Source organism: Streptomyces sp. HUAS MG91, from assembly GCF_040529335.1.
GTDB lineage: Bacteria > Actinomycetota > Actinomycetes > Streptomycetales > Streptomycetaceae > Streptomyces > Streptomyces tabacisoli.
Genome location: NZ_CP159534.1, coordinates 5734336 through 5759619, shown reverse-complemented (window position 1 = coordinate 5759619; position 25284 = coordinate 5734336). Strand labels below are relative to the sequence as shown.

The window sequence follows — 25284 nt, the reverse complement described above, 5'->3', positions numbered from 1 at the left end:
GGCCGGTCCCGGGTTACGCCTTCGCGAGGCTCGCGTCGCCGGCGGCGACCTTGGCGTCCAGCTCGGCGGAGATCTTGCGCTCCACGAAGAAGGCGGCGGTCGGGATCGTGCCGGCGATCAGCACCCAGAGCTGCTTGCCGACCCGCCACTTCGCCTTGGAGCCGAGGTCGAAGGCGACCACCAGGTACACGACGTAGAGCCAGCCGTGGGCGATGGCGACGACGCGCGTGAAGTCCGCGGCGCCGTCCATGTCGAACGCGTACTTGGCGATCATGCCGAGGCAGAGGACGACCAGGAGGACACCGGTCACGTAGGCCATGATCCGGTAGCGAGTCAGGACGCTCTTCTTCATGGGTCGAGCGTAACCGTCCGTTTTGCGCGATCTTCAGGCGGGCCCGGTGGCCTCGCTCACTCCTCGTCGAAGTCGTGCGCCGCGACCCGCAGCGGCCGCAGCATCGCGAAGATCTCCCCGCACTCGTCGGCGTCGTACACACCGAGCCCGAAGTCCATCGCCATCAGGTCGCGGGTGGCCGCGTCGACGGCCTCGCGGCCCTTGGCGGTGATGGAGGCGAGGGTGCCGCGGCCGTCGTTCGGGTTGGGCCGCTTGTCGACGAGACCGGACCGGACGAGCCGGTCGACCGTGTTGGTCACCGAGGTCGGGTGGACCATCAACCGCTCGCCGATCTTCGACATCGGCAGCTCGCCCTCCTTGGAGAAGGTGAGCAGGACCAGGGCCTCGTAGCGCGCGAAGGTGAGCCCGTACGGCTTGACGACGGCGTCGACCTCGGCGAGCAGGATCTGGTGCGCGCGCATGATCGAGGTGATCGCGGCCATGGACGGCACGGATCCCCAGCGCTGCTTCCAGAGTTCATCGGCGCGCGCGATCGGATCGAAGGCAAGACTGAGCGGCTTCGGCACCCCTCGACCTTACCGGCCGGTCATATGGTGGTCAGCCCCGTCTCGCCCTTTGGCCGGTTCACCCTCGCCACCAGCGCGAGACGGGTGCGGCAGAGCGCGCCGAGCGCCTCGACAGCGGTGCCTTATGTCAGGATTGCCGGAATTGTACGCGCTCCGATCCAGGGGGCAGGATGCCCGTCCCGACCATCCGCCGCACACCGTCCCGCACGCTCGCGCTCGGCACGGCCGCGCTCGTCCTCGCCGGGCTCGCCACCGCCTGCTCCGGCGGGGATTCCGAGCAGGCCGGCCCCCGCGAGGCCGCCGGACGGACCGCGCCCTCTCCCGGCACCGCCGACACCTCGCCGTTCTGGGTCGACCCCGCGTCCGCCGCCGCCGTCCAGGCCGAGCGGTGGGAGAAGCAGGGCCGCGCCTCGGACGCCGCCGTGATCCGGCGGATCGCCCAGCACCCGCAGGGCATGTGGGCGCCGGGCGACTATCCGCGGCCGGTGATCGCGGAGGCCGGCGAGAAGGCGAAGAAGGCGGACAAGACGCTGGTCCTGGTCGCGTACAACATCCCGCACCGCGACTGCGGGCAGCACTCGGCGGGCGGCGCGCACAGCGCGGACTTCTACCACCAGTGGGTCGACGCGTTCGCGACGGGCATCGGGGACGCCAAGGCGCTGGTCGTGCTGGAACCGGACGCCCTCGGGCACATCGTCGACGGCTGCACCCCGGAGGAGTACCGGGAGGAGCGCTACCAGCTGATCGGCTCGGCGATCGACCGCCTGAAGCAGCAGCCGAACACCAAGGTGTACGTCGACGCCGGGAACCCCGCCTGGATCCCCGACGCGGCCAAACTCGTCGAGCCGCTGCGCCGGGCGGGCGTCGAGCGGGCCGACGGCTTCTCCCTGAACGTCTCGAACTTCCAGACGGACCGGGCAAGTTCCTCGTACGGCAAGCAGCTCTCGCAGCTGCTCGGCGGCGCCCACTTCGTGGTGGACACCAGCCGCAACGGCGCGGGACCCTACTCACCGGCCGGCGCCGACGGCTGGTGCAACCCGCCGGGCCGTGCCCTCGGCGCCGCGCCGACCACCCGGACCGGGGATCCGCTGGTCGACGCGTACCTGTGGGTCAAGCGGCCCGGGGAGTCGGACGGCACCTGCCGGGGCGGACCCGCGGCAGGCACCTGGTGGGCGGAGTACGCGCTGGGGCTGGCCCGCGCCGCGCACACGTGACGCGGGCCGCCGGGCTCAGTCGTCGCCGACCTTGACCCACTTGGCCTCGGACGACACCCCGTCCGCGTCCGTCGCGAACAGCATGTACCAGCCGGGTGGGACCAGGGCCCGGTCGGTCGGCACGTCGACCGTGATCTGCCCCTCGCGCCTGCTCAGGCCCAGCTCGATCGAGCGCTGCTCGACGTCCGTCGTGTGGGTCACGGCGGACGGGCGCATCAGCCGCGCCTTCACGATCCGGTCGGCGGCGTCCGTCCGGAACGTCGCCCGGTGATCGGCGGGCAGGGTCTCCGGGCCCTCACCGAGGACCGGGCGCCGGTCCCCGCCCTTGTGCAGCGCGGGCGGCGTGAAGATCTCCATGCGCTGCTCGAAGTGGCCCAGCTTGGTGTTCTGCTGGTCGTCGAAGAGCGGGTCGGAGCCGAAGGTCACCACCCGGCCGTCGGGCAGCAGCAGCGCCTCCGAGTGGTAGTTGCGGCCGACCTTGGGCGAGGCCGCCTCGCGGAAGGCGTTCTTCTTGGGGTCGTAGAACTGCGCCGCGAGGATGTTGCTCGCGCCGCGCCCGCGGTAGTCGGACGAGCCGTTGGACGTGAAGACCGAGTCGTCCGGCATGATCACGCTGTTCAGGTACCGGGTGCCCTGCGGCAGGTTCGGCCCCTCCTTGAAGCGGGGGCTGTCCTCCTTCAGGTCGACGACCGCGGTGCGCGGCGTCGCCCGCTCGGACTCTCCGACGCCTCCGCCGCCCAGGATCATCACCTTCTGGTCCTGCGCCGGGGGCAGCAGCAGCGACGCCGACGTCTCCGTCTCGTCCCCGTCCGTGAGGCCCGGGACCTTCTCGAACTTGTTGGTCTTGAGATCCCACAGGCCGGGCTCCCGGCCCTTCTCGGCGGGCCCGTACCCGGCGTTGGAGGCCGGGTAGAAGAGCTTGCCGCCCTTGGTCAGGAACAGCGCCGGGTAGGTCGGGAAGTACCGCTTGGGGCCCATCGACCACTTCTTGGTCTTCGGGTCGTAGATCTCGTTGTCCCCGGGGTCGATGACGCCGACGTCGTCGAGTCCGGAGACGGCGAGCACCTTGCCGTCCTCCAGGCCGACGAGCGTGGGGTACCAGCGGGCCTTCTGCATCGGGTCCACGGGCACGTACTTCTCGGCGACCGGGTCGAACTCGTACGCGGCCTTGATCCCCTGGAAGTCCTGCTTCTCCATGGTGATCTTCTCGGAGAGCCCGTACGCGTTGTCGGCGTCCTTGCCCGTGAGGCCCTCGATCTCGTACTGGGCCTGCTTCGACGTCTCGTACTGCTTGCCGTCGGCGACCGCCTCGACGAAGACGCGGGCCTCGCTCGCCTTGATCTTCGTCTTCCAGGGCTGCATGACACCGGCGCGGTTGTAGCTGATGTCGTAGGAGCGCTTGGCCTTGGGCACGGTCACGTCGAACTTCGACACGTACTCGACGCCGTCCGGCGAGCGGAACCTCGTCCCCTTCTTCAGGACCACCGGTGCGTCGGGGCTCTCGTTCTTGACGCGCATGCCGCCGCCGGCCCGCTTCACCTCGCCGTCGAGGAGTTCGTAGCGGGCGGTGCCGCCGGCCACGAGCATCCGGCCGTCGGGGAGCGCGGCGTGTCCCGAGCAGAAGAAGTCCTCGGGGGTGTCGATCTTCTTGAAGGTGTTCGCCTTCGGGTCCCACAGGACGGTGTCGAACGATCCGGCGTCGAACTTCTTCTGCTCGTTGCCGGAGCCCGCCACGATCAGCACCTTGCCGGTGTGCAGCAGCGCCGCGTGGATCGCGTTGGTACGGAACCGGTCGGGGATGTCGACCTGCGACCACGAGCCGTACTGGGCCTTGTAGCCGGGCTGGGCGATCTTCCAGTCCTCGTACTTCTCGGAGGCGAAGGTCCAGGCGGCCGGGGCGTTGAGGCCGACGAGGAGGGCGATGCCGCCCGCGCCCAGGACGGTCTTCTTCATCTTCTGGGAAGGCCGGTAGCTGTTGAAGGCCATGGGTCAGTTCCCTCCTGTGCTCGTGCTGGAGACCCGCGGGCCGGCGAGGGCGGGCTCGGGCTTCTCAGCCGGCGCCGTCGTCCCGGACCCGGCGAGCGCGGCCGCCGCGCGGCGCTGCGCGACGCTCCACACCACCGGGGGCGCGAGGGCGATGCACAGGGCGAGGACCGCCCAGGTCCGCATGGCCACGTGCGTGTGGTCGAGGACGACCGACGCGGCCAGCGACACGGCCAGCACGCCCGCCCAGAAGAGATGGATGCGGAAGGTCAGCATCCGGTCTGCGGTGGCGTCGCCGCCCTTCGGGGTGACGACGAAGCGGGACGGGCGGCGCAGCAGCGCGGCGCCCAGCGACTTGAGGTAGATCGGCGCGGAGATCGCCGACATGGCCATGCCCGCGAGACCGCCGGAGCCCTCGGGCTCGTGCGGCGAGACGTTGTGCCGCCGGTTCCACAGGTACAGCCCGATCTGGAGGGCCGCGGCGTCGCTGTAGAGCATCAGCCACACGGAGGCGGAGACCTGGGTGCCGGACGCGCCGAACCAGAGGAACAGCACGCAGCTCAGCACGCCGAGGAGCCAGTTGACGGCCGTCATCGGGTAGTAGACGAGCATCATCGAGTACGAGAAGAGGCGGCCGGCCGGCATGCTGAACGGCGCCTTCCAGTACTGCTTGAACAGCGTCTCGTACGTCCCGCGCGACCAGCGCAGCTGCTGGGTGAAGAAGTCCGTCCAGGAGGCGGGACCCTCACCGACGGCGAGCACGTCGGGGGTGTAGACCGAGCGCCACTTGACGCCGGTGGCCGGGTTGGCGTGCCGGTGGATCTCGAACCCGGTCGCCATGTCCTCGGTGATCGAGTCGACGAAGCCGCCGATCTGCTTCAGGGCGCTGATCCGCACGACGTTGTTGGTGCCGACGAACATGGGGGCCCGGTAGCGGTTGCCGGCCCGCTGGATCAGCGCGTGGAAGAGGAACTGCTGGGACTCGGCGGCCTTGGTGACCGGTGAGTCGTAGTTGCCGTAGACCTGCGGCCCGACGACGAACGCGACGTCCGGGTCGCGGAAGTAGCCCAGCATCCGCTCCAGGAACTCCGGCACCGGTACGTGGTCGGTGTCGACGGACGCGAAGAAGTCGTAGTCGGCGTGGTGCGCGGCGAGCCAGGCGTTGTAGTTGCCGTGCTTGGTACGGGTCTTGTGGGCGCCCTTGGCGCGGTTCCACTCCTCGACGCCGTGCCGCGTGAAGTGCCGGACGCCCAGCTCGGCGCAGAGGGCGCGGGCCCGGGGGTCGTCGCCCTCGTCGAGCAGCCACACGTCGAGCGGGCCGTCGTGGGTGATGCGGACGGCACCCTCCAGCGTGGCGCGCACCATCGCCAGGGGTTCCTTGCCGGGCACGTACGTCGTCAGGAACGCGACCCGGGTGCCGGGTTCGGGGCGGACCGGGACGGGGTCCCTGGCCACCATCGTCGCGTGGGCGATGGAGATGACGTTGACGACCATGAACAGCTCGATGAGGCCGATCGACACCAGCATCACGATGTCGAGCTGGACGAGCCAGCGGGCGCCGCCCTCACGCTCCACCCAGTGGCTGGGCCACACCAGATAGACGAGCAGGATCCCGGTGAGCACCGGGGCGAGCGTCATCAGCAGGATCGCGCGTATTCGGTGGGGTTCACGGGAGAGGAGTGAGGTGTACTGCACCCGGTAGCCGTCGGCGGGCGGCTCGGTGAGCGGGCCCGCCAGTCTGCTGTAGGTGTCGTAGTCATAGCCCTCAGGCCGCACAGCGCCCTCCAGGTTCCCGTCGCCCGGCCTTCGGTGACCGAGCGTATCGATAACCTCACAAAATGTGACTTTCGTGGGCGTGTCGAACCGGAAGCGGCGTACGAGTGAGGTATGGCGTGTCGATTCACGGGGTCGGGTGAATCGGGGCCGCGCTTTGGGGGGTTACCGGTCGGCTGACGGCCGGTGGGGGCTGGTCGCGCAGTTCCCCGCGCCCCTGAGGCATGCGCTGCGCGCAGCCTCCCCTGAAGGCCGCAGGCCTTTCAGGGGCGCGGGGAACTGCGCGAGAAGAGGCCACCGGCCGTCAGCCGGCGAGATACCGCTCCACGGTGGCGACCTTCGAGGTCAAGCCGTCGGTGACGCCGGGGCGGATGTCGGCCTTCATGACCACGGAGACCCGGGGAGCACGCTCCTCGACCACGGCGACGGCCCGCTTCACGACGTCCATCACCTCGTCCCACTCCCCCTCGACCGACGTGAACATCGCATCGGTCCGGTGGGGCAGCCCCGACTCACGAACCACCCGCACGGCGTCGGCGACGTACTCCCCCACGTCCTCACCGACCCCGAGCGGCGTCACGGAGAAAGCGACGATCATGCGTTCACGATCCCTTCCTGACGGGCGCGGGCCGCGATCGCCGCGTCGACGGCGCTCTCCGACTCCCGCTTCAGCTTGCGCTCGGCGAAGAAGCCGCCGGTGGGCAGCACCGACAGGACGAAGTACAGCGCGCCCCGGCCGAAGCCCCACTTCGCGCGGTTCCAGGCGTCCAGCCAGAAGACGACGTACAGCACGAACAGCACGCCGTGCACCATGCCCATGACGGGCACCGCGTTGAAGTCCGTCGTGCGCTTCAGCACCGAGCAGACCAGCAGCAGGATGAAGGAGACGGCCTCGGGCGCGGAGACCAGGCGGAGGCGGCGGATGGCGGAGGCGGTCTTGATGTCCACGAGGCACCTTTGACTGGAGTGGTCGACGGGCTGGCAGTGATCTTGTGAAAGCGCGCACAAGCGTTCCCCATTGTGGCATCGCCCCAGCGCCGCCCTGTCGGCGGGCTCCCCCGCCCGGCTACCGTCGACTCCGTGGCAACGTTCCGGCTGCAGGGCAGCAAGATGCTCGCCGTCGACATGACGGGCGACAGCGTCAAGGCGAAGAACGGTTCGATGGTCGCGTACGACGGCCGTATGGCGTTCAAGAAGCTGAGCGGGGGTGGCGAGGGGATACGGGGGATGGTGACCCGCCGCATCACGGGTGAGCAGATGACCGTGATGGAGGTGAAGGGCCAGGGCACCTGCTGGTTCGCGGACCGGGCCAGCGAGATCAACCTGGTCGGTCTGCAGGGGGACAAGCTCTGGGTCGAGGCGAGCAATCTGCTGTGCACGGACGCGGGACTGCGCACCGGCACCAGTTTCACGGGGATGCGCGGCGCCTCCCAGGGCAACGGACTGTTCACGACGACCGTCGAGGGACACGGCCAGGCCGCGATCATGAGCGACGGCCCGGCGGTGGTGCTGCGCGTCAGCCGCGACTACCCGCTGACGGTCGACCCCGGCGCCTACATCGCGCACCAGGGGAATCTGCGGCAGTCGTTCCAGTCGGGCGTCACCTTCCGCACCTTCCTGGGAGAAGGCGGCGGCGAGGCGTTCCAGATCCTCTTCGAGGGGGACGGGCTGGTCTACGTACAGCCCAGTGAGCGCAACACGATCGCGGGGGATGTCTGAGATGCCGGCGAGCTTCCGTGAGATCAACTCGAAGATGGTCGAGGCGACCGTCGTGCCCGGGCAGCGGCTCTACAGCCAGCGCGGCGCGATGCTCGCGTACAAGGGGGACGTCTCCTTCACCCCCAACGTGCAGGGCGGACAGGGGGGACTGATGTCGATGATCGGGCGGCGGGTGGCGAACGAGGCGACGCCGCTGATGACGGTCGAGGGCAGCGGCACGGTGCTGTTCGGGCACGGCGGGCATCACGTGCAGGTGATCACCCTCTCCGGCGACACCCTGTACGTGGAGGCGGACCGGCTGCTCGCCTTCGACGGGGCGCTGCAGCAGGGGACCATGTTCATGGGCTCCCAGGGCGGGGTGATGGGCATGGTGCGCGGGCAGGTCACCGGGCAGGGCCTCTTCACGACGACGCTCAAGGGGCACGGGGCGGTCGCGGTGATGGCGCACGGCGGGGTCATCGAGGTGCCGATCACCCCGAACAACCCGGTGCACGTCGACCCGCAGGCCTACGTCGCCCACCACGGCGACGTGCGCAACAAGCTGTCGACGGCGCTCGGCTGGCGGGACATGGTGGGCCGCGGCAGCGGCGAGGCGTTCCAGCTGGAGCTGAGCGGGAGCGGTGCGGTGTGCGTACAGGCGTCGGAGGAGAAGCTGTGAACCACCCCATGCCCGCGGGCCCGGTGATCCACGACCCCAGAACGCTGCCGGTCGACGACAACGTCAACGCGTACACCTTCTGCGTGGAACTGAAGAGCAGTCAGTGGTTCCTGCAGAAGGGCAAGATGATCGCCTACTACGGGCGGATGGAGTTCAACGGCATCGGGCACGGTCGGCTCGACCGGCTGGTGCGCACCTCGTTCCACTCGCCGCTGCACGCGAGCGACTGGGTGGTGGCGGAGGGCAGCGGCAAGATGCTCCTCGCGGACCGGGCCTTCGACGTCAACTCCTACGACCTGGACGACGGCAACCTGACCATCCGCGCGGGCAATCTGCTCGCTTTTCAGCCAAGTCTCTCGCTCAAGCAGTCCATCGTGCCCGGCTTTCTCACACTCATTGGCAGTGGCAAATTCGTCGCGGCTTCAAACGGTCCGGTCGTCTTCATGGAGCCGCCGATCCGCGTTGATCCACAGGCACTGGTCGGCTGGGCCGACTGTCCGTCGCCCTGCCATCACTACGACCACGGCTACCTGACGGGCGTCATAGGCGGTCTACGTGCGATGACGGGGATCGGCGGAGTCAGCGGCGAGGAGCACCAGTTCGAATTCGTGGGCGCGGGGACGGTGCTGCTTCAGTCGAGCGAGGCGCTGATGCCGGAGCCCGCGACGGGTGACGTACCTCACCAAGCGGGCGTTCCGGGCGGCGGTCCGGGACCGGGCGCGGGTCCGTCACCGACACCGAGGCTTCCCGGACAGCTCGGAGACCTCCAGCGTCGCTTCGGGCTGTGAGCGGTAGTCTGCGGAGTGTGACGTCGAACGCGTGAACGTCACATTCCCCACGTTCGTTCGCCTTTCAACTTCTTAGGTAGAATCGATTCCATGGAGACCGAGACGGCCACGCGGTGGCTGACCGACGAGGAACAGTGCGCCTGGCGCACCCACCTGGAGGTCAACAGGCTGCTGAACTACCAGCTGGAGAAAGACCTCCAGCCCTTCGGCCTGACGATGAACGACTACGAGATTCTGGTGAACCTCTCCGAGGCGGATGAGCACCGGATGCGGATGAGCGACCTGGCTGCGGCGACCCTGCAGTCCAAGAGCCGGCTCTCGCACCAGATCACCCGGATGGAGAACGGGGGGCTGGTCCGCCGCGAGAACTGCGAGTCCGACCGGCGCGGCCTGTACACGGTCCTCACCGACTTCGGCCTGGAGACCATGCGGAAGGTCGCCCCGTTCCATGTGGCGTCCGTGCGACAGCACTTCGTCGACCTGGTCTCGCCGCAGGAGCTGAGCGACCTCCACAAGGCGCTCACGCCCATCGCCGACCACCTGCGTTCGCAACGCGGCAAACCGTGACACCTGCGAACACCTGAGGTTGCAGTCCGCGGAGGACCGCCGACCTCCCCCGTGGAGACCCGCGCTCAGTTCGCGGGCAGCCGCAGCTCGAAAAGTGCCCCGCCCTGCGGCGCGGCGCGCACCGTGAGGGTGCCGCCGTGCCGCACGGCCACATCCCGGGCGATGGCCAGTCCGAGACCCGCCCCGCCCCCGTCCCGGGAGCGCGCGTCGTCGAGCCGGACGAACCGCTCGAAGATCCGCTCGCGCTCCTCCGCCGGCACCCCGGCGCCGTCGTCCGCGACGGTGAGGACCGCCGCTCCCCCCTCGACGCCCACGTCGACGACGACCTCCGTGCGTGCGTGCCGCTGTGCGTTGTCCACGAGATTGCCGAGCACCCGGGCCAGCTGCCCGCGCGAGCCGGTGACCCGGGCGGACCGCGCCGACTCCACCGTGACGGGCAGCCGGTCGCCGGTGCGCTGGGACAGCTCCTCGCGCGCCAGGGCCGCCAGATCCACTTCACCGCCGCCGGGCCGCTCCCCCGCGTCGAGCCGGGCTAGCAGCAGCAGGTCCGCGGCGAGTTCCTGGAGCCGCACCGTGTCCTCGACGGCGCCGGGGACGTCCAGCAGCTCCGGATGGGCGGCGCCGACCTCCAGCTGGGTGCGCAGCGAGGCGATGGGGCTGCGCAGCTCGTGCGAGGCGTCGGCGACGAACCGCCGCTGCCGCTCGACCGACTCCTGGAGCGCGGCCAGCGTCTCGTTGGTGGTCGCGGCCAGCCGGGCGACCTCGTCGTGCGTGTCCGGCTGCGGCACCCGGCGGCCGAGGTCCTGCGAGGCGGTGATCGCGGCCATCTCGGCGCGGATGCCCTCGACGGGCCGCAGCGCGCGCCGGGTCACCACATACGTGACGCCGCCGACGACCACGAGCAGCAGCGGGAAGCCGATCAGCATGGCGGTCTTCGTCGTCGTCACGGCGCTCTGCTCGGCGGCCAGCGAGGAACCCGCGTACACGGTCAGATCGCCGTACGCGGTGTCGTCGACGTGCACCTCGGCGAACCGGTAGGCGGCGCTGTCGCCGTCCACGGTGGCGCTGCCGTCGGAGTAGTCGGTGGAGCCGGAGACCGTGCCGCCGGCGCCGTCGTCGTCACCGCCCCCGCCCCGGCCGCCGTGCCGGTCGTCGTCCCCGTCGTCGTCCCGCCGGGCGGCGACCGGCTTGACGGCGTCCGTCCCGGCGCCGGAGATCCGCTCCAGGTCCTCGGTGGCGGCGATCAGCCTGCCGTCGTCGTCGACGACCTGCACCGGATGGTCCTCGTCGTCGAGGTCGAGGCTGTCGGGCGCGACCCCGCCGACCAGAGAGGTGGCGACCCGGCGCGCGGCGGAGTCGGCGCCCGCCGAGGCCTGTTCGCCGAGGTTGTCGCGCAGGGCGAGCAGCACGGCGGCACCGGCCGCGACCAGGGCCACGGCGACGACGAGGGTGGCGGCGAGGGCGGCACGCGACCGTACGGAGCCGAGGAGACGCCGCTTCATCGCGGGATCTCCAGCCGGTAGCCGGCGCCGCGCACGGTCCGGATGAGGGACGCGCCGAGCTTGCGGCGCAGGGCGCTGACGTAGACCTCGACGATGTTCGGATCGCCCTCGTAGGCGAAGTCCCACACGTGTTCCAGGATGTCGCCCTTGGAGACCACCTCGCCGGCCCGCGCGACGAGCTGTTCGAGCACCGCGAACTCCTTCGCGGTGAGCGGCACTTCGCCGTCGTCGGCGTGCGTGACCCGGCGCGCGGCGGTGTCCACGGCGTACGGACCGACAGTGTGCACGGGGTTGGCCCGGCCCGCGCTGCCGCGCCGCCGCAGCAGCGCCTTCACACGCGCGACGAGCACGACGTACGAGAACGGCTTGGTGAGGTAGTCGTCGGCGCCCGTGTCCAGCCCCTCGGCCTCGTCGTACTCGCCGTCCTTGGCGGTGAGCATCAGGATCGGCACGTCGTTCCCGGCGGCGCGCAGGGCGGCGCAGACCCGGTAGCCGTTCATGCCGGGCAGCATGATGTCCAGGACGATCAGGTCGTACGGCGACTCGCTCGCGCGGTGCAGTCCTTCGAGGCCGTCGTGGACCACGTCGACGGCGTACCCCTCGGCGGTCAGCCCTTTGGCGAGCGACACGGCGAGGCGCTTCTCGTCCTCCACGATCAGGAATCGAAAGGGGCGGCGCGTAGCGCCTCGAGCAGGGCGGTGGTGGGAGGCGGGCGGGCGCATGGGTTCAGGGTCGCAGGTGGTTCCTGAAGGCTTCTTCAGGTTCCTTCAGCGGGGCTTCAGCATCACTCGGGCACCTTGGTTGCCGTCGAACTCCACGAAGGGACGGACCCCATGAAGCGCCGTACGACCGTCATCTCCGCCATCGCCGCCGTCGCGCTGATCGGCGGCGGAACCGCCACGGCGGTCGCCCTCTCCGACGACAGCGGGTCGGGCGCCGCAGCGAAGTCGAGTGTGCGGATCAAGGACGACAACGTCAGTGACGCCCGGGAGAACGCCGACGAGGCCAAGGGCGCCCGGATCACGGCCGAGGAAGCGATCGCCGCCGCCCTGAAGCACACCCCGGGCGTCGCGGCCGAGGCGGACCTCGACTCCGACGACGGCCGGCTCGTGTGGGACGTCGACGTGATCGGCTCCGCCCGCCACCATGTCGAGATCGACCCCGGCACGGGGAAGGTGCTGGGCTCGCACGTCGAGAAGGATGACGACGACGATCCCGCGCGGGTCGCCGCCGGGCTGAAGAACGCGCCGGTCTCGGCCTCGGACGCGGCCCGGGCCGCCGCCGCGAAGGGGACGGTGACCTCGGTGGACGCCGATGACGACGCCCGCTCGGTGACGGCGTGGGAGGTCGAGACGACGTCGGCGGACGGGACGCAGCACGACTGGCACGTGGACCTCCGGTCGGGGGCCGTGACCGTGGATCACCGGGGTGGCGACGACGACCACGGTGACGACGACTGACCCTTGACCGTCGGCTGACGGCCGGTGGCCTCTTCTCGCGCAGTTCCCCGCGCCCCTGGAAGCGAGCTTCGCTCGCTCAGGGGCGCGGGGAACTGCGCGACCAGCCACGACGAGAGCCGCGGTCAGCTGCCGTGAGTGAGGCCCTCGACCAGTTCGTCGGCGGCCCGGTAAGGATCGAGGTCGCCGGAGACGATGCGCTCGGCCAGGGCACCGAGGCGGCGGTCACCACGAAGGTCACCGATCCGCTCACGAAGGGCGGTCACCGCGATCGTCTCGACCTCGCGGGACGCGCGGGCCACCCGCCGCTCGGAGAGCACCCCGTGCTCCTCCATCCACGCCCGGTGCTTCTCCAGCGCCTCGACCACCTCGTCGATCCCCTCGCCCCGCGCCGCGACGGTCTTCACGATGGGCGGCCGCCAGTCACCGGGCGCCCGGGACTCCCCGAGCCCCAGCATGTGGTTCAGCTCGCGCGCGGTGGCGTCGGCGCCGTCCCGGTCGGCCTTGTTGACGACGTACACGTCACCGATCTCCAGGATCCCGGCCTTGGCCGCCTGGATCCCGTCGCCCATCCCGGGCGCGAGCAGCACCACGCTCGTATCGGCCTGGGAGGCGATCTCGACCTCGGACTGCCCGACGCCGACCGTCTCCACCAGCACCACGTCGCACCCGGCGGCGTCGAGCACCCGGATCGCCTGCGGCGCGGCCCAGGCGAGCCCGCCCAGGTGCCCGCGCGTGGCCATCGAGCGGATGTAGACCCCGGGATCGGAGGCGTGCTCGGACATCCGCACCCGGTCGCCGAGCAGCGCGCCCCCGCTGAACGGCGACGACGGGTCGACGGCCAGGACGCCGACCCGCTTCCCGGCCCTGCGGTACGCGCTGACCAGCGCCGACGTGGACGTCGACTTGCCGACCCCCGGCGATCCGGTGAGCCCGACCACGTACGCGTTCCCCGTCAGCGGGGCGAGCGCGGCCATGACCTCGCGCAGCTGCGGGGACGCCCCCTCCACCAGCGAGATCAGCCGGGCCACGGCCCGCGGCCTGCCCTCTCTCGCCTGGGCGACCAGCGTGGGGACGTCCTGCATCACAGCTCCGTTCCGTCAGACCCGTACCAAAAACCGGTGAACCGGTGACCCGGTTACGCCTTGGGTACCCGCAGCACGAGCGCGTCACCCTGACCGCCGCCACCGCACAGCGCGGCCGCGCCGACACCGCCGCCGCGCCGCTTCAGTTCGAGGGCGAGGTGCAGCACGATGCGCGCGCCGGACATCCCGATCGGGTGACCCAGGGCAATGGCGCCGCCGTTGACGTTCACCTTTTCCGAGGACACGCCGAGGTCCTTCATTGACTGCACGGCGACGGCCGCGAACGCCTCGTTGATCTCGATCAGATCAAGATCCGCGACGCCGATGCCCTCCTTCTTGAGGGCGTGCTGGATCGCGTTCGAGGGCTGGGACTGGAGCGAGTTGTCCGGCCCCGCCACGTTGCCGTGCGCGCCGATCTCCGCGATCCAGTCCAGGCCCAGCTCCTCGGCCTTGGCCTTGCTCATGACGACCACGGCGGCGGCGCCGTCCGAGATCTGCGAGGACGTGCCGGCCGTGATCGTCCCGTCCTTGGCGAAGGCGGGGCGCAGCTTGCCGAGGGACTCCGCGGTGGTCTCGGCGCGGATGCCCTCGTCCTTGCTGAACAGGACCGGGTCGCCCTTGCGCTGCGGGATCTCGACGGGCGTGATCTCGGCCTCGAACAGGCCGTTCTTCTGCGCGGCGGCGGCCCGCTGGTGCGAGAGGGCGGCCACCTCGTCCTGCTCGGGGCGGGCGATGCCGAGGCGGGTGTTGTGCTTCTCCGTCGAGGCGCCCATGGGGATGTTCTCGAAGGAGTCCGTCAGGCCGTCGTACGCCATGGCGTCGAGCATCTCGACCGCGCCGTACTTGTAGCCCTCGCGGGACTTCGGGAGGAGGTGCGGGGCGTTCGTCATCGACTCCTGGCCGCCCGCGACCACGACGTCGAACTCACCCGCGCGGATCAGCTGGTCGGCGAGGGCGATGGCGTCGAGGCCGGACAGGCAGACCTTGTTGATCGTGAGCGCCGGGACGTTCATCGGGATGCCCGCCTTGACCGCGGCCTGGCGCGCCGGGATCTGCCCCGCCCCGGCCTGGAGCACCTGGCCCATGATCACGTACTGCACCTGGTCGCCACCGATCCCCGCACGGTCGATGGCGGCCTTGATCGCGAAGCCGCCGAGGTCGGCTCCGGAGAAGGACTTGAGGGAACCCAGCAGCCGTCCCATGGGCGTGCGCGCGCCCGCGACGATCACTGAGGTGGTACCGGTCGTTCCAGACATGAGGCACAGCCCCTTGGGAGATGAGGAGTGAACGAGGGTTTACTCGAATGTACTGAGCGGTACGCCGCCCGTCACCGGCCAGTGAATGTGATCGCGCGCACGTTGCGTAACCACGACGGACCGCGCTGCACTTGACCCATGCTGACGCGAATCGACCACATCGGGATCGCCTGCCACGACCTCGACGCGACCGTCGAGTTCTACCGGGCCACGTACGGCTTCGAGGTGTTCCACACCGAGATCAACGAAGAGCAGGGCGTGCGCGAGGCCATGCTCAAGATCAATGAGACCAGTGACGGCGGGGCCTCCTACCTCCAGCTCCTGGAACCGACCCGCGAGGACTCCGCGGTGGGCAAGTGGCTGGCCAAGAACGGCGAGGGCGTGCACCACATCGCCTTCGGTACGGCCGATGTCGACGCCGACGCCGACGCCATCAGGGGCAAGGGCGTACGCGTCCTGTACGACGAGCCCCGGCGGGGTTCGATGGGGTCGCGCATCACGTTCCTGCACCCCAAGGACTGTCACGGCGTACTGACCGAACTCGTCACCTCCGCACCCCAGGAGTCGGCCGACCACTGACCTCCGCATACTCGGGCCGGTAGGGTTGGGGAGCGACTGTCGCCACCAGAGGACAGTCGTGGGCCGGGGTCCGGGTATCGGGGGACAAGGGTCGGGGCGAAAGGGCCGGAACGTGTGGGTCCCCAGCGCCGACTGCACACTCCTTGTCGATCTGACACCATTCCCCGGGGGCCCCGTTCGGCGGACGGACGGAGCCCGTAGGGAAGAACTTGCGACCAGGAGTGGGGTCTCCCCTGCTCGAGCGAAGTCGAGAGCTTGGGGAAGGACGGGACCGCGCAGTGCGGGGCTACGAGAGCCAGGACGGCCGGCGGCCGGCTGAGACCGACCATCTCTCGCGGTTCGAAGCCGAGATGGAGCGGCTGAAGACCGAGCGGGAGAAGGCCGTCCAGCACGCCGAGGACCTGGGCTACCAGGTGGAGGTGTTGCGCGCCAAGCTGCACGAGGCGCGCCGCAGCCTCGCGTCCCGGCCTGCCTATGACGGGGCGGACATCGGCTATCAGGCCGAGCAGCTGCTCCGCAATGCCCAGATCCAGGCCGAGCAGCTGCGCGCCGACGCCGAGCGCGAGCTGCGCGACGCCCGGGCGCAGACCCAGCGCATCCTCCAGGAGCACGCCGAACAGCAGGCGCGGCTCCAGTCCGAGCTGCACACCGAGGCGGTCAACCGCAGGCAGCAGCTCGACCAGGAGCTCGCCGAGCGCCGCCGCACGGTCGAGACCCACGTCAACGAGAACGTGCAGTGGGCCGAGCAGCTGCGCGCCCGCACCGAGCAGCAGGCCCGCCGGCTGCTCGACGAGTCCCGCGCCGAGGCCGACCAGTCGCTGGCCGCCGCCCGCGCGGAGGCCGAGCGGGTCGCCGCCGAGGCCAGCCGCCGGCTGACCGGCGAGGCGGAGAGCGCGCGCGCCGAGGCCCAGGCGATCCTGGCCCGCGCCCGCCAGGACGCCGAGCGCCTGCTCAATGCCGCGTCGGCGCAGGCCCAGGAGGCCACCGACCACGCCGAGCAGCTGCGCTCCACCACGACCGCCGAGTCCGACGCCGCGCGCCGCCAGGCCGGCGAGCTGAGCCGCGCCGCCGAGCAGAAGATCGCCGAGGCGGACACCGCGCTGCGCGAGGCCCGCACGGAGGCCGACAAGGTCCTCTCCGAGGCCAAGGAGGCCGCGGCCAAGCAGCTCGCGAGCGCCGAGTCCGCCAACGAGCAGCGCACGCGGACCGCGAAGGAGCAGGTCGCCCGCCTCGTCCAGGAGGCCACCAAGGAGGCCGAGTCCACCAAGTCGGAGGCCGAGCAGGTCGTCGCCGACGCCAAGGCCGAGGCCGAGCAGCTGATCGCGCAGGCCAAGGAGAAGGCCCGTACGGTCACCGCGGAGGAGACCGCGGGCGAGCTGGCGAAGGCCGCGCGCACCGCCGAGGACGTGCTGAACAAGGCCTCCGAGGAGGCCAAGTCGACGACGAGGGCCGCCGCCGAGGAGGCCGAGCGGATCCGCACCGAGGCCGAGACCGAGGCGGACCGGCTGCGCGCCGAGGCGCACGACATCTCCGAGCAGCTCAAGGGCGCGGCCAAGGACGACACCAAGGAGTACCGGGCCAAGACGGTCGAGCTCCAGGAGGAGGCGCGGCGGCTGCGCGGCGAGGCCGAGCAGCTGCGGGCCGAGGCCGTCGAGGAGGGCGAGCGGATCCGGTCCGAGGCCCGCCGCGACGCCGTCCAGCAGATCGAGGAGGCGGCCAGGACCGCCGAGCAGCTGCTCGCCAAGGCGAAGGCCGACGCGGACGAGCTGCGCAGCGGTGCCACGACCGAGGCCGAGCGGGTGCGCACCGAGGCCATCGAGCGCGCCACGGGCCTGCGCAAGCAGGCCGAGGAGACGCTGGAGCGCACCCGCGCCGAGGCCGAGCGGCACCGCGCCGAGGCCGACGAGCAGGCCGAGGCGACCCGCGCCGAGGCGGAGCGCGCCGCCCAGGCCCTCAAGGACGAGGCCGAAGAGGCCATAAAGAACCGGCAGGACGAGGCGGCCCGCGAGCTGACCCGGCTGCACACCGAGGCCGAGGAGCGCCTCACGGCGTCGGAGACGACGCTCACCGACGCGCGGGCGGAGGCCGAGCGGCTGCGCCGGGAGGCGGCGGACGAGGGCGACCGGCTGCGCGCCGAGGCGGCCGAGCGCGTACGGACGTTGCAGGCGCAGGCCGAGACGGAGGCCGAGCGGCTGCGCACCGAGGCCGCCGCCGACGCCTCGACGACCCGCTCCGAGGCCGAGAACATCGCGGTACGGCTGCGGTCCGAGGCCGCGACCGAGGCCGAGCGGCTGAAGACCGAGGCGCAGGAGTCCGCCGACCGGCTGCGCGCCGAGGCGCAGACCGCCGCCGAGCGGATCTCCGCCGAGGCCGCCGAGACGCTGGCCGCCGCGGCCGAGGAGGCCGCCCGCCGGCGCCGCGAGGCCGAGGAGACGCTGGGCAGCGCCCGTCAGGAGGCCGACCAGGAGCGCGAGCGGGCCCGTGAGCGGAGCGAGGAGCTGCTGGCCGTCGCGCGGGCCCGGGTCGAGGAGGCGCAGACCGAGGCCACCCGGCTCGTCGAGGAGGCGGACCAGCGGGCCACCGAGCTGGTCTCCACCGCCGAGCAGACCGCGCAGCAGGTGCGCGACTCCGTGTCCGGGCTCCAGGAGCAGGCCCAGGAGGAGATCGCCGGGCTGCGTTCGGCCGCCGAGCACGCGGCGGAGCGCACGACGCAGGAGGCGCAGGAGGAGGCCGACCGGGTCCGTGCCGACGCCTACGCGGAGCGCGAGCGCGCCGCCGAGGACGCGAACCGGCTGCGCTCCGAGGCCACCACCGAGGCGGAGGCCGCCAAGTCGCTGGCGGAGCACACCGTCGCGGAGGCGATCGCCGAGTCCGAGCGGCTGCGCTCCGAGGCCGCCGAGCACGCCCAGCGGGTCCGCACCGAGGTCTCCGACCTGCGTTCGGGCGCCGACCAGGACGCCTCGCGCACCCGCGCCGAGGCCCGCGAGGACGCCAACCGCATCCGGTCGGACGCCGCCACCCAGGCCGACACCCTGATCGGTGAGGCCCGTGCCGAGGCCGAGCGGCTGACGACGGAGACGAACACCGAGGCGGAGCGGGTCCGCGCGGAGTCCACCGCGGCGGCCGAGAAGCGCGTCGCCGACGCGACCGCGGAGGCCGAGCGTCTGACGGCCGAGACGGTCACCGAGGCCGAGCGGCTGCGCACCGAGTCGGTCGCCAAGGCCGAGAAGCTGATCGCGGACGCGTCGGGCGACGCCGAGCGGCTGCGCGCGGAGGCCGCGGAGACGGTCGGCTCGGCGCAGCAGCACGCGGAGCGCATCCGTACCGAGTCCGAGCGGGTCAAGGCCGAGGCCGCCCAGGAGGCGGAGCGAGTCACGGCCGCCGCGCGGGACGAGGCGGAGCGCACCCTGGACGAGGCCCGCAAGGACGCGAACAAGCGCCGTACGGAGGCCGCCGAGCAGGTCGACACGCTCATCACGGAGTCCGCCGCCGAGGCCGACAAGCTGACGCGCGAGGCGCAGGAGGCGGCGCAGAAGACGACCGCCGACGCGGAGGCGCAGGCCGACACGATGGTCGGCGCGGCCCGCACGGAGGCGGAGCGGCTGATCTCCGAGGCGACGGTCGAGGGCAATACGACGGTGGAGAAGGCCCGTACCGACGCGGACGAGCTCCTCGTCGGTGCCCGCCGGGACGCCACGCAGATAAGAGAGCGGGCCGAGGAGCTGCGCGACCGCATCACGGGCGAGATCGAGGAGCTGCACGAGCGGGCGCGCCGCGAATCCGCGGAGGCGATGAAGAACGCGGGCGAGCGCTGCGACGCCCTGGTCAAGGCCGCCGAGGAGCAGCTGGCCGAGGCCACCGCCAAGTCCAAGGACATCCTCAACGACGCCAATTCCGAGGCCGGCAAGGTCCGGATCGCCGCCGTGAAGAAGGCCGAGGGGCTGCTCAAGGAGGCCGAGCAGAAGAAGGCCGAGCTGACGCGCGAGGCGGAGAAGATCAGGGCCGACGCCGAGGAGGAGTCCGCCGCCATGATCGAGAAGGGCCAGCGGGACCTGGACGTGCTGGTCAGGCGCCGCGAGGACATCAACGCCGAAATCTCCCGTGTCCAGGACGTGTTGGAGGCGTTGGAATCTTTTGAGACGCCGTCCGGCCCGGGCAAGGACGGCGGCGTCAAGGCCGGCGCCGCGGCAGGGGCTACCCGATCGGGTGGTAAGGGGGCAGAGGGCTAGCCAGGAGACCAAGTAACGTGCTTGAGGAGGTCGTTCGGCCCTACTCCTGGCAAGTGCTCAGCCGCTACGCCACTCAAAAGGGGTGTCATTCTCCAGATCAAACCGGCATCCGCTCGATGACACGCCGCTTTGGCCCCTAGGATTCCCCTTATCACCTCACCGGTCTCATTCGACAGGAACCCCATGAGCGACACTTCCCCCTACGGCTTCGAGCTTGTGCGGCGTGGGTACGACCGCGCTCAGGTGGACGAACGAATCTCCAAGCTCGTCTCCGACCGTGACAGCGCCCTCGCTCGCATCACTGCTCTGGAAAAGCGCATCGAGGAACTCCACCTCGAGACGCAGAACGCCCAGGCCCAGGTGAACGACGCGGAGCCGTCGTACGCCGGCCTCGGCGCGCGCGTCGAGAAGATCCTCCGCCTCGCCGAGGAGGAGGCCAAGGACCTGCGCGAGGAGGCCCGCCGGGCCGCCGAGCAGCACCGCGAGCTCGCCGAGTCCGCGGCCCAGCAGGTGCGCAACGACGCGGAGTCGTTCGCCGCCGAGCGCAAGGCCAAGGCCGAGGACGAGGGCGTCCGGATCGTCGAGAAGGCCAAGGGCGAGGCGTCCACGCTGCGCTCCGAGGCGCAGAAGGACGCGCAGTCCAAGCGCGAGGAGGCGGACGCCCTCTTCGAGGAGACCCGCGCCAAGGCCGCCCAGGCCGCCGCGGACTTCGAGACGAACCTGGCCAAGCGGCGCGAGCAGTCCGAGCGCGACCTGGCCTCGCGTCAGGCCAAGGCCGAGAAGCGCCTCGCGGAGATCGAGCACCGCGCGGAGCAGCTCCGCCTGGAGGCCGAGAAGCTGCGCACGGACGCCGAGCGCCGCGCCCGGCAGACGGTGGAGACGGCCCAGCGCCAGGCCGAGGACATCGTGGCCGACGCGAACGCCAAGGCCGACCGCATCCGCTCGGAATCCGAGCGCGAGCTGGCGGCGCTCACCAACCGCCGCGACTCGATCAACGCCCAGCTGACGAACGTGCGCGAAATGCTGGCCACCCTCACCGGTGCGGCGGTCGCCGCCGCCGGTGCGCCGGTCGAGGACGAGCCCATCTCCCGTGGGGTCCCGGCGCAGCAGTCCCGCTGATCGCCACTGGTGTCACGCTGTAAGCCCCCTGCCCCAAACAAGTGGCAGGGGGCTTATTCGCGCTCTAGCGTGGCCCCATGATTGAGCTCGAGGGGCTGACGAAGCGCTACGGCGACAAGACCGCCGTCGACAACCTCACCTTCAGCGTGCGACCGGGCATCGTCACGGGCTTCCTCGGTCCGAACGGCGCGGGCAAGTCGACGACGATGCGCATGATGCTCGGGCTCGACAACCCCACCGCGGGCACGGTCCGGATCGACGGCAGGCAGTACGCGCGGCTGAAGGACCCCCTTACGTTCATCGGCGCTCTCCTCGACGCGAAGGCGATGCACGGCGGCCGCAGCGCGTACAACCATCTGCTCTGCCTCGCCCAGTCCAACGGCATCCCGAAGAGCCGGGTCTCCGAGGTCCTGGACACCGTCGGCCTGACCGCGGTCGCCAAGAAGAAGTCGAAGGGCTTCTCGCTCGGCATGGGCCAGCGGCTCGGCATCGCGGGCGCGCTCCTCGGCGACCCGCAGATCCTGATGTTCGACGAGCCGGTGAACGGGCTCGACCCCGAGGGCATCCACTGGATCCGCAATCTGATGAAGTCGCTCGCGGCCGCGGGCCGTACGGTCTTCGTCTCCTCGCACCTGATGAGCGAGATGGCGCTCACCGCCGACCACCTCGTGGTCATCGGGCAGGGCCGGCTGCTCGCCGACACCTCCATGGCGGACTTCATCCGGGAGAACTCGCGGTCGTTCGTGCGGCTGCGCTCGCCGCAGCGCGAGCGGCTGCTCGACGTCCTGCACGAGAACGGCGTCACGGTCGTGGAGGCCGGCAACGGCACCCTGGAGGTCGACGGCGGCTCCCCCGAGCAGCTGGGCGAGCTGGCCGCGAGCCATCAGCTGGTGCTGCACGAGCTGAGCCCGCAGCAGGCGTCCCTCGAAGAGGCCTTCATGCAGCTGACCGCCGGGTCGGTCGAGTACCACGCCCACTCGGGCGGAACGGCACCGCAGCCGCCGTCGCAGCAGCCGCAGCAGCAGGGCTGGGGCGCGTCCTGGAACCGCGACAAGAACCAAGGGAAGGGGGCCTGAGATGGCCGCGGCCCAGGTCCTCAGATCCGAGTGGACCAAGATCAAGTCGGTCAACTCGACGGCTCTCACGCTCAGCCTCGCCCTGGTCGTCTCGGCCGGGCTCGGGATGCTGATCAGCGCCCTGTCCAACAACGACTTCAAGAACCTCTCCCGCGAGAGCAAGCTGACGTTCGACCCGACCTTCATCTCCTTCTCCGGCCTCTCCCTCGGGCAGCTGGCGATGGTGGTCTTCGGGGTGCTCGTCGTGGCCAGTGAGTACAGCACGGGGATGATCCGCACCTCGCTCGCGGCGGTCCCGCAGCGCGGCACGTTCCTGTTCAGCAAGATCACGGTGGCCTCGCTGCTCGTCCTGGCCGTCGCGCTGGTCACCAGCTTCGCGTCGTTCTTCCTCGGCCAGCTCATGCTCGGCGACCACAGCACGGACCTGGGCGCCCCGAACGTGCTGCGCGCTGTGATCGGCGCCGCCGTCTACATGACGCTGGTGGCGATGTTCTCCATGGGCATCGCCACGATGCTCCGCTCCCCCATGCTCTCCCTGGGCATCCTCATGCCGTTCTTCTTCCTGATCTCCCCCATCCTCGGCAGCGTCTCGGCCACGAAGAAGGTCGCGCAGTACTTCCCCGACCAGGCGGGCCAGCGGATCATGCAGGTGATCACCCCGGCCGACGACGACATCGCGTACGGACCGTGGGGCGGTCTGGCGATTCTGCTGGTGTGGGTGGCCGTGGCCCTGCTCGTGGGCTACGCCCTGCTGAAGAAGCGGGACGCTTAGGGCCTGTCCGGCGGATCTTGTCGCGGGCGCGGGGGCTGGCACGCCGACCTGCGGCGTTGTCGTCGGTTGCCAACGCTCCGCGTTGACGCCCTCCTCCGCCTTGCATCTCGACGCACCAGACCCCGCTCACCAGCACAGAGACGCGCGGGCCACCCGGCCGCGACCTGATCCGCCGGACAGGCCCAAGCGGCGCGGCCCTGGGTCGTATGTCGTCCGCGGCCCGGTGGGACTTCTCGCGCAGTTCCCCGCGCCCCTGAGATGCGCACTTCGTGCGCCATCTCATCGGGGAAGGCTGCGCGCAGCGCATGCCTTCAGGGGCGCGGGGAACTGCGCGACCAGCCACGACGAGAGCCGCGCGTGACGGCTGGTTTTCAGGGGCGCGGGGAACTGCGCGAGAAGCCCCACCGGGCCGGGGGCCCGCCCACTGGCCCCGCTGATCCCTTTGCTCACTCTTGGCCGGAACCGTCAGCGCTCGGATACGCTCCTAACCCTTACGGGGGCGTCTGCCCCGACGTCCTGAACTTTCACAACCGTTCAGAACCGTTCAGACCTTCCGATGGGTGCGGAGAATGATCGAGGCAGTCGGCCTGACGAAGCGCTACGGCGCGAAGACAGCCGTGTACAACCTTTCCTTCCAGGTCCGGCCGGGAACCGTGACCGGCTTCCTGGGACCGAACGGCTCGGGCAAGTCGACGACGATGCGGATGATCCTCGGCCTCGACAAGCCGACGCAGGGCCGGGTGACGATCGGCGGCCACCCGTACAACGAGCTGCCGAACGCCCCGCGCCAGGTCGGCGCACTGCTCGACGCGAAGGCCGTGCACGGCGGCCGGACCGCCCGCAGCCATCTGCTGAGCCTGGCCCAGCTCTCCGGCATCCCGGCCCGCCGGGTCGACGAGGTGCTCGGCGTCGTCGGCCTCCAGGAGGTGGCGAAGCGGCGTTCGAACGGGTTCTCGCTCGGCATGGGCCAGCGGCTCGGCATCGCGGCGGCACTGCTCGGCGACCCCCAGGTGCTGCTCTTCGACGAACCGGTCAACGGTCTGGACCCCGAGGGCATCCTCTGGGTGAGGAACCTGATGAAGTCGCTGGCCGCCGAGGGCCGCACGGTCTTCGTCTCCTCGCACCTGATGAGCGAGATGGCGCTGACCGCCGAGCACCTGATCGTGATCGGGCGCGGGCAGCTGCTCGCCGACATGAGCGTCCGGGACTTCATCGCCCACAACTCGGCCGGTTTCGCGCGCGTACGCACCCCGGACACCGAGCCGGCGCAGCGCGAGAAGCTGAGCGCGGCGCTGACCGAGGCGGGCGGCCAGGTGCTGCCCGAGCCGGACGGCGGGCTGCGCGTGACGGGCCTGCCGCTGCCGCGGATCAGCGACCTCGCGCACGAGGCGGACGTCCGGCTGTGGGAGCTGTCCCCGCACCAGGCCTCGCTGGAGGAGGCGTACATGCGGATGACGCAGGGCGCCGTCGACTACCGCTCCACGGTCGACCAGCGCGCGGGCCTGCAGCAGCAGCCGGCGCCCGGCATGATGCCGCCGCCTGCGCCCGTACCGGGCCAGGACCAGCCGGGCTGGTACGCCCCGCCGCCGCCCCAGGGCCAGCCGCAGCAGCCGCCGGCGCCCGGCGAGAACCCGTACGCCACCCCGCAGCCCCCGGCGCCCGCGCCGGCTCTCCCGGTCGCACCGCCCCCTCCGGCGAGCACGACGGCCACGATGGACAAGACGGACGAGACGCAGAAGGACGACGCCCGATGAGCACGCCGCCCCCTCCCTACGCCCCGCCCGGCGCCTCGTACCACTCCCCCATCCCCGTGCGCCGCGCCCACCTCGGTGACGCGCTCGCCTCGGAGTGGACGAAGATCAGATCGGTGCGCTCCACGATGTGGACGCTCGGCGTGATGATCGTGCTCATGGTCGGCATCGGCCTCGCCTCGGCGGCGGTCGTCGCCTCCGCGGACACCTCGTCGATGGACGGCAACGAGACGCTGGGCCTCGGCTTCTTCGGCGTCCTGCTCGGCATCATCTGCGTGATCACGCTGGGCGTGCTGACCATCGCCTCCGAGTACGGCACCGGCATGATCCGTACGACGATGACGGCCTGTTCGAGCCGCAGCCGGGTCCTTGCGGCCAAGGCGATCGTGTTCTTCTCGCTGGTCTTCGTGCTGACCACGGTGGTCGCCGCGCTGGTCGGCGTGGTCCAGGTGGCCATCGTGGGCGCCGAGGACTCGCCGACCGGCGCGATGTGGTTCAAGTCGACCGTCGGCGTCGGCCTGTTCGTGGCGCTGCTCGGTCTGCTCGGCCTCGCGCTCGGCACGCTGGTGCGGCACTCGGCGGGCGCGATCACCATCATGATCGGCCTGGTGCTGCTGCCGCTGGTGCTCGCGCTGTTCATGTTCGCCGAGTCGCTCAAGGACCTCCAGCAGGCCCTCCTGGAGTACTCGATCCCGAGCCAGCTCGCCGTGCTCTACGACAACTCGGTGGCCGGCGGCTCCGGCCCGTCCGGCTGGGACCCGCTGTGGATCATGCTGGCCCTCACGGGCGTCGCCCTGGCCGGCGCGTTCGCCGGGCTCAACAGCCGCGACGTCTAGGG

The 25284-nt window shown here is 71.0% G+C and carries 23 protein-coding genes; 13 read left to right on the top strand and 10 right to left on the bottom strand.

From position 1 onward, the window contains the following. Positions 1–13 precede the first annotated feature (13 nt). Together ABII15_RS26415 and ABII15_RS26410 are read right to left on the bottom strand one after the other, a co-directional pair. A complete protein-coding gene (locus ABII15_RS26415; protein ID WP_353944765.1) occupies positions 14–352 on the bottom strand; it encodes a DUF3817 domain-containing protein in 339 nt (112 codons plus the stop codon). 56 nt (positions 353–408) lie between these two features. Next, positions 409–918, bottom strand: a complete 510-nt coding sequence (locus ABII15_RS26410) for a MarR family transcriptional regulator (protein WP_353944764.1) — start codon at positions 916–918, stop codon at positions 409–411. 170 nt (positions 919–1088) lie between these two features. Between ABII15_RS26410 and ABII15_RS26405 the strand changes: the two genes are divergently transcribed. After that, positions 1089–2132, top strand: coding sequence for a glycoside hydrolase family 6 protein (locus ABII15_RS26405; protein WP_353944763.1), 1044 nt, complete (start codon positions 1089–1091; stop codon positions 2130–2132). 15 nt (positions 2133–2147) lie between these two features. On the opposite strand, the gene ABII15_RS26400 is transcribed toward ABII15_RS26405, so the two are convergent. The 4 genes from ABII15_RS26400 to ABII15_RS26385 all read right to left on the bottom strand — a co-directional run bounded on the left by ABII15_RS26400 (position 2148) and on the right by ABII15_RS26385 (position 6836). Next, a complete protein-coding gene (locus tag ABII15_RS26400; RefSeq protein WP_353944762.1) occupies positions 2148–4118 on the bottom strand; it encodes a kelch motif-containing protein in 1971 nt (656 codons plus the stop codon). Between the two features lie 3 nt (positions 4119–4121). Then, on the bottom strand, positions 4122–5891 hold the full coding sequence (locus tag ABII15_RS26395) for a cellulose synthase catalytic subunit (RefSeq protein WP_353944761.1): 1770 nt from the start codon (positions 5889–5891) through the stop codon (positions 4122–4124). 301 nt (positions 5892–6192) lie between these two features. After that, the gene (locus tag ABII15_RS26390) at positions 6193–6486 is read right to left on the bottom strand and encodes an MTH1187 family thiamine-binding protein (protein ID WP_353944760.1); all 294 of its coding nucleotides are present in this window, start codon (positions 6484–6486) and stop codon (positions 6193–6195) included. Further along, complete coding sequence (locus tag ABII15_RS26385; protein ID WP_353944759.1) at positions 6483–6836, bottom strand: DUF3817 domain-containing protein; 354 nt, start codon at positions 6834–6836, stop codon at positions 6483–6485. The genes ABII15_RS26390 and ABII15_RS26385 overlap by 4 nt, the downstream gene beginning before the upstream one ends. Before the next feature lie 132 nt (positions 6837–6968). Here ABII15_RS26385 and ABII15_RS26380 point away from each other — a divergent pair, with 132 nt between their 5' ends. The 4 genes from ABII15_RS26380 (at position 6969) to ABII15_RS26365 (ending at position 9620) form a co-directional block, all read left to right on the top strand. After that, a complete protein-coding gene (locus ABII15_RS26380; RefSeq protein ID WP_353944758.1) occupies positions 6969–7607 on the top strand; it encodes an AIM24 family protein in 639 nt (212 codons plus the stop codon). Position 7608: 1 nt separating this feature from the next. Beyond that, positions 7609–8265, top strand: coding sequence for an AIM24 family protein (locus ABII15_RS26375; protein WP_353947208.1), 657 nt, complete (start codon positions 7609–7611; stop codon positions 8263–8265). Between the two features lie 8 nt (positions 8266–8273). Beyond that, complete coding sequence (locus tag ABII15_RS26370) at positions 8274–9053, top strand: AIM24 family protein (protein WP_353947207.1); 780 nt, start codon at positions 8274–8276, stop codon at positions 9051–9053. 90 nt (positions 9054–9143) lie between these two features. Beyond that, entirely contained in the window at positions 9144–9620 is a 477-nt protein-coding gene (locus ABII15_RS26365) for a MarR family transcriptional regulator (RefSeq protein WP_353944757.1), read from the top strand. 65 nt (positions 9621–9685) lie between these two features. On the opposite strand, the gene ABII15_RS26360 is transcribed toward ABII15_RS26365, so the two are convergent. Together ABII15_RS26360 and ABII15_RS26355 are read right to left on the bottom strand one after the other, a co-directional pair. Then, positions 9686–11122, bottom strand: a complete 1437-nt coding sequence (locus tag ABII15_RS26360; RefSeq protein ID WP_353944756.1) for a HAMP domain-containing sensor histidine kinase — start codon at positions 11120–11122, stop codon at positions 9686–9688. Beyond that, on the bottom strand, positions 11119–11775 hold the full coding sequence (locus ABII15_RS26355; RefSeq protein ID WP_353944755.1) for a response regulator transcription factor: 657 nt from the start codon (positions 11773–11775) through the stop codon (positions 11119–11121). Before ABII15_RS26355 ends, ABII15_RS26360 begins: the two co-directional genes overlap by 4 nt. A 180-nt stretch (positions 11776–11955) precedes the next feature. Here ABII15_RS26355 and ABII15_RS26350 point away from each other — a divergent pair, with 180 nt between their 5' ends. Continuing rightward, positions 11956–12582, top strand: a complete 627-nt coding sequence (locus ABII15_RS26350; RefSeq protein WP_353944754.1) for a PepSY domain-containing protein — start codon at positions 11956–11958, stop codon at positions 12580–12582. Positions 12583–12704: 122 nt separating this feature from the next. Here ABII15_RS26350 and meaB read toward each other — a convergent pair whose 3' ends face one another. Together meaB and ABII15_RS26340 are read right to left on the bottom strand one after the other, a co-directional pair. Continuing rightward, positions 12705–13664: a methylmalonyl Co-A mutase-associated GTPase MeaB gene (gene meaB / locus ABII15_RS26345; RefSeq protein ID WP_353944753.1), complete on the bottom strand. Its 960-nt coding sequence runs from the start codon at positions 13662–13664 to the stop codon at positions 12705–12707. 53 nt (positions 13665–13717) lie between these two features. Beyond that, positions 13718–14920, bottom strand: a complete 1203-nt coding sequence (locus tag ABII15_RS26340) for an acetyl-CoA C-acetyltransferase (RefSeq protein ID WP_353944752.1) — start codon at positions 14918–14920, stop codon at positions 13718–13720. A gap of 138 nt (positions 14921–15058) precedes the next feature. Here ABII15_RS26340 and mce point away from each other — a divergent pair, with 138 nt between their 5' ends. The 7 genes from mce (at position 15059) to ABII15_RS26305 (ending at position 25282) form a co-directional block, all read left to right on the top strand. Next, the gene (mce, locus tag ABII15_RS26335; RefSeq protein WP_353944751.1) at positions 15059–15499 is read left to right on the top strand and encodes a methylmalonyl-CoA epimerase; all 441 of its coding nucleotides are present in this window, start codon (positions 15059–15061) and stop codon (positions 15497–15499) included. Positions 15500–15777: 278 nt separating this feature from the next. Next, entirely contained in the window at positions 15778–19728 is a 3951-nt protein-coding gene (scy, locus tag ABII15_RS26330) for a polarized growth protein Scy (RefSeq protein ID WP_353944750.1), read from the top strand. 183 nt (positions 19729–19911) lie between these two features. Then, positions 19912–20847: a cellulose-binding protein gene (locus tag ABII15_RS26325; protein ID WP_111668265.1), complete on the top strand. Its 936-nt coding sequence runs from the start codon at positions 19912–19914 to the stop codon at positions 20845–20847. Positions 20848–20924: 77 nt separating this feature from the next. Beyond that, positions 20925–21923, top strand: coding sequence for an ATP-binding cassette domain-containing protein (locus ABII15_RS26320; RefSeq protein WP_353944749.1), 999 nt, complete (start codon positions 20925–20927; stop codon positions 21921–21923). Between the two features lies 1 nt (position 21924). Then, positions 21925–22695 carry an ABC transporter permease subunit gene (locus ABII15_RS26315; RefSeq protein WP_353944748.1) on the top strand — a complete coding sequence of 257 codons (771 nt, stop codon included), beginning with the start codon at positions 21925–21927 and terminating at the stop codon, positions 22693–22695. Between the two features lie 569 nt (positions 22696–23264). After that, positions 23265–24449 carry an ABC transporter ATP-binding protein gene (locus ABII15_RS26310; protein ID WP_353944747.1) on the top strand — a complete coding sequence of 395 codons (1185 nt, stop codon included), beginning with the start codon at positions 23265–23267 and terminating at the stop codon, positions 24447–24449. Then, positions 24446–25282: an ABC transporter permease gene (locus ABII15_RS26305; RefSeq protein ID WP_353944746.1), complete on the top strand. Its 837-nt coding sequence runs from the start codon at positions 24446–24448 to the stop codon at positions 25280–25282. Before ABII15_RS26310 ends, ABII15_RS26305 begins: the two co-directional genes overlap by 4 nt. Positions 25283–25284 lie beyond the last annotated feature (2 nt).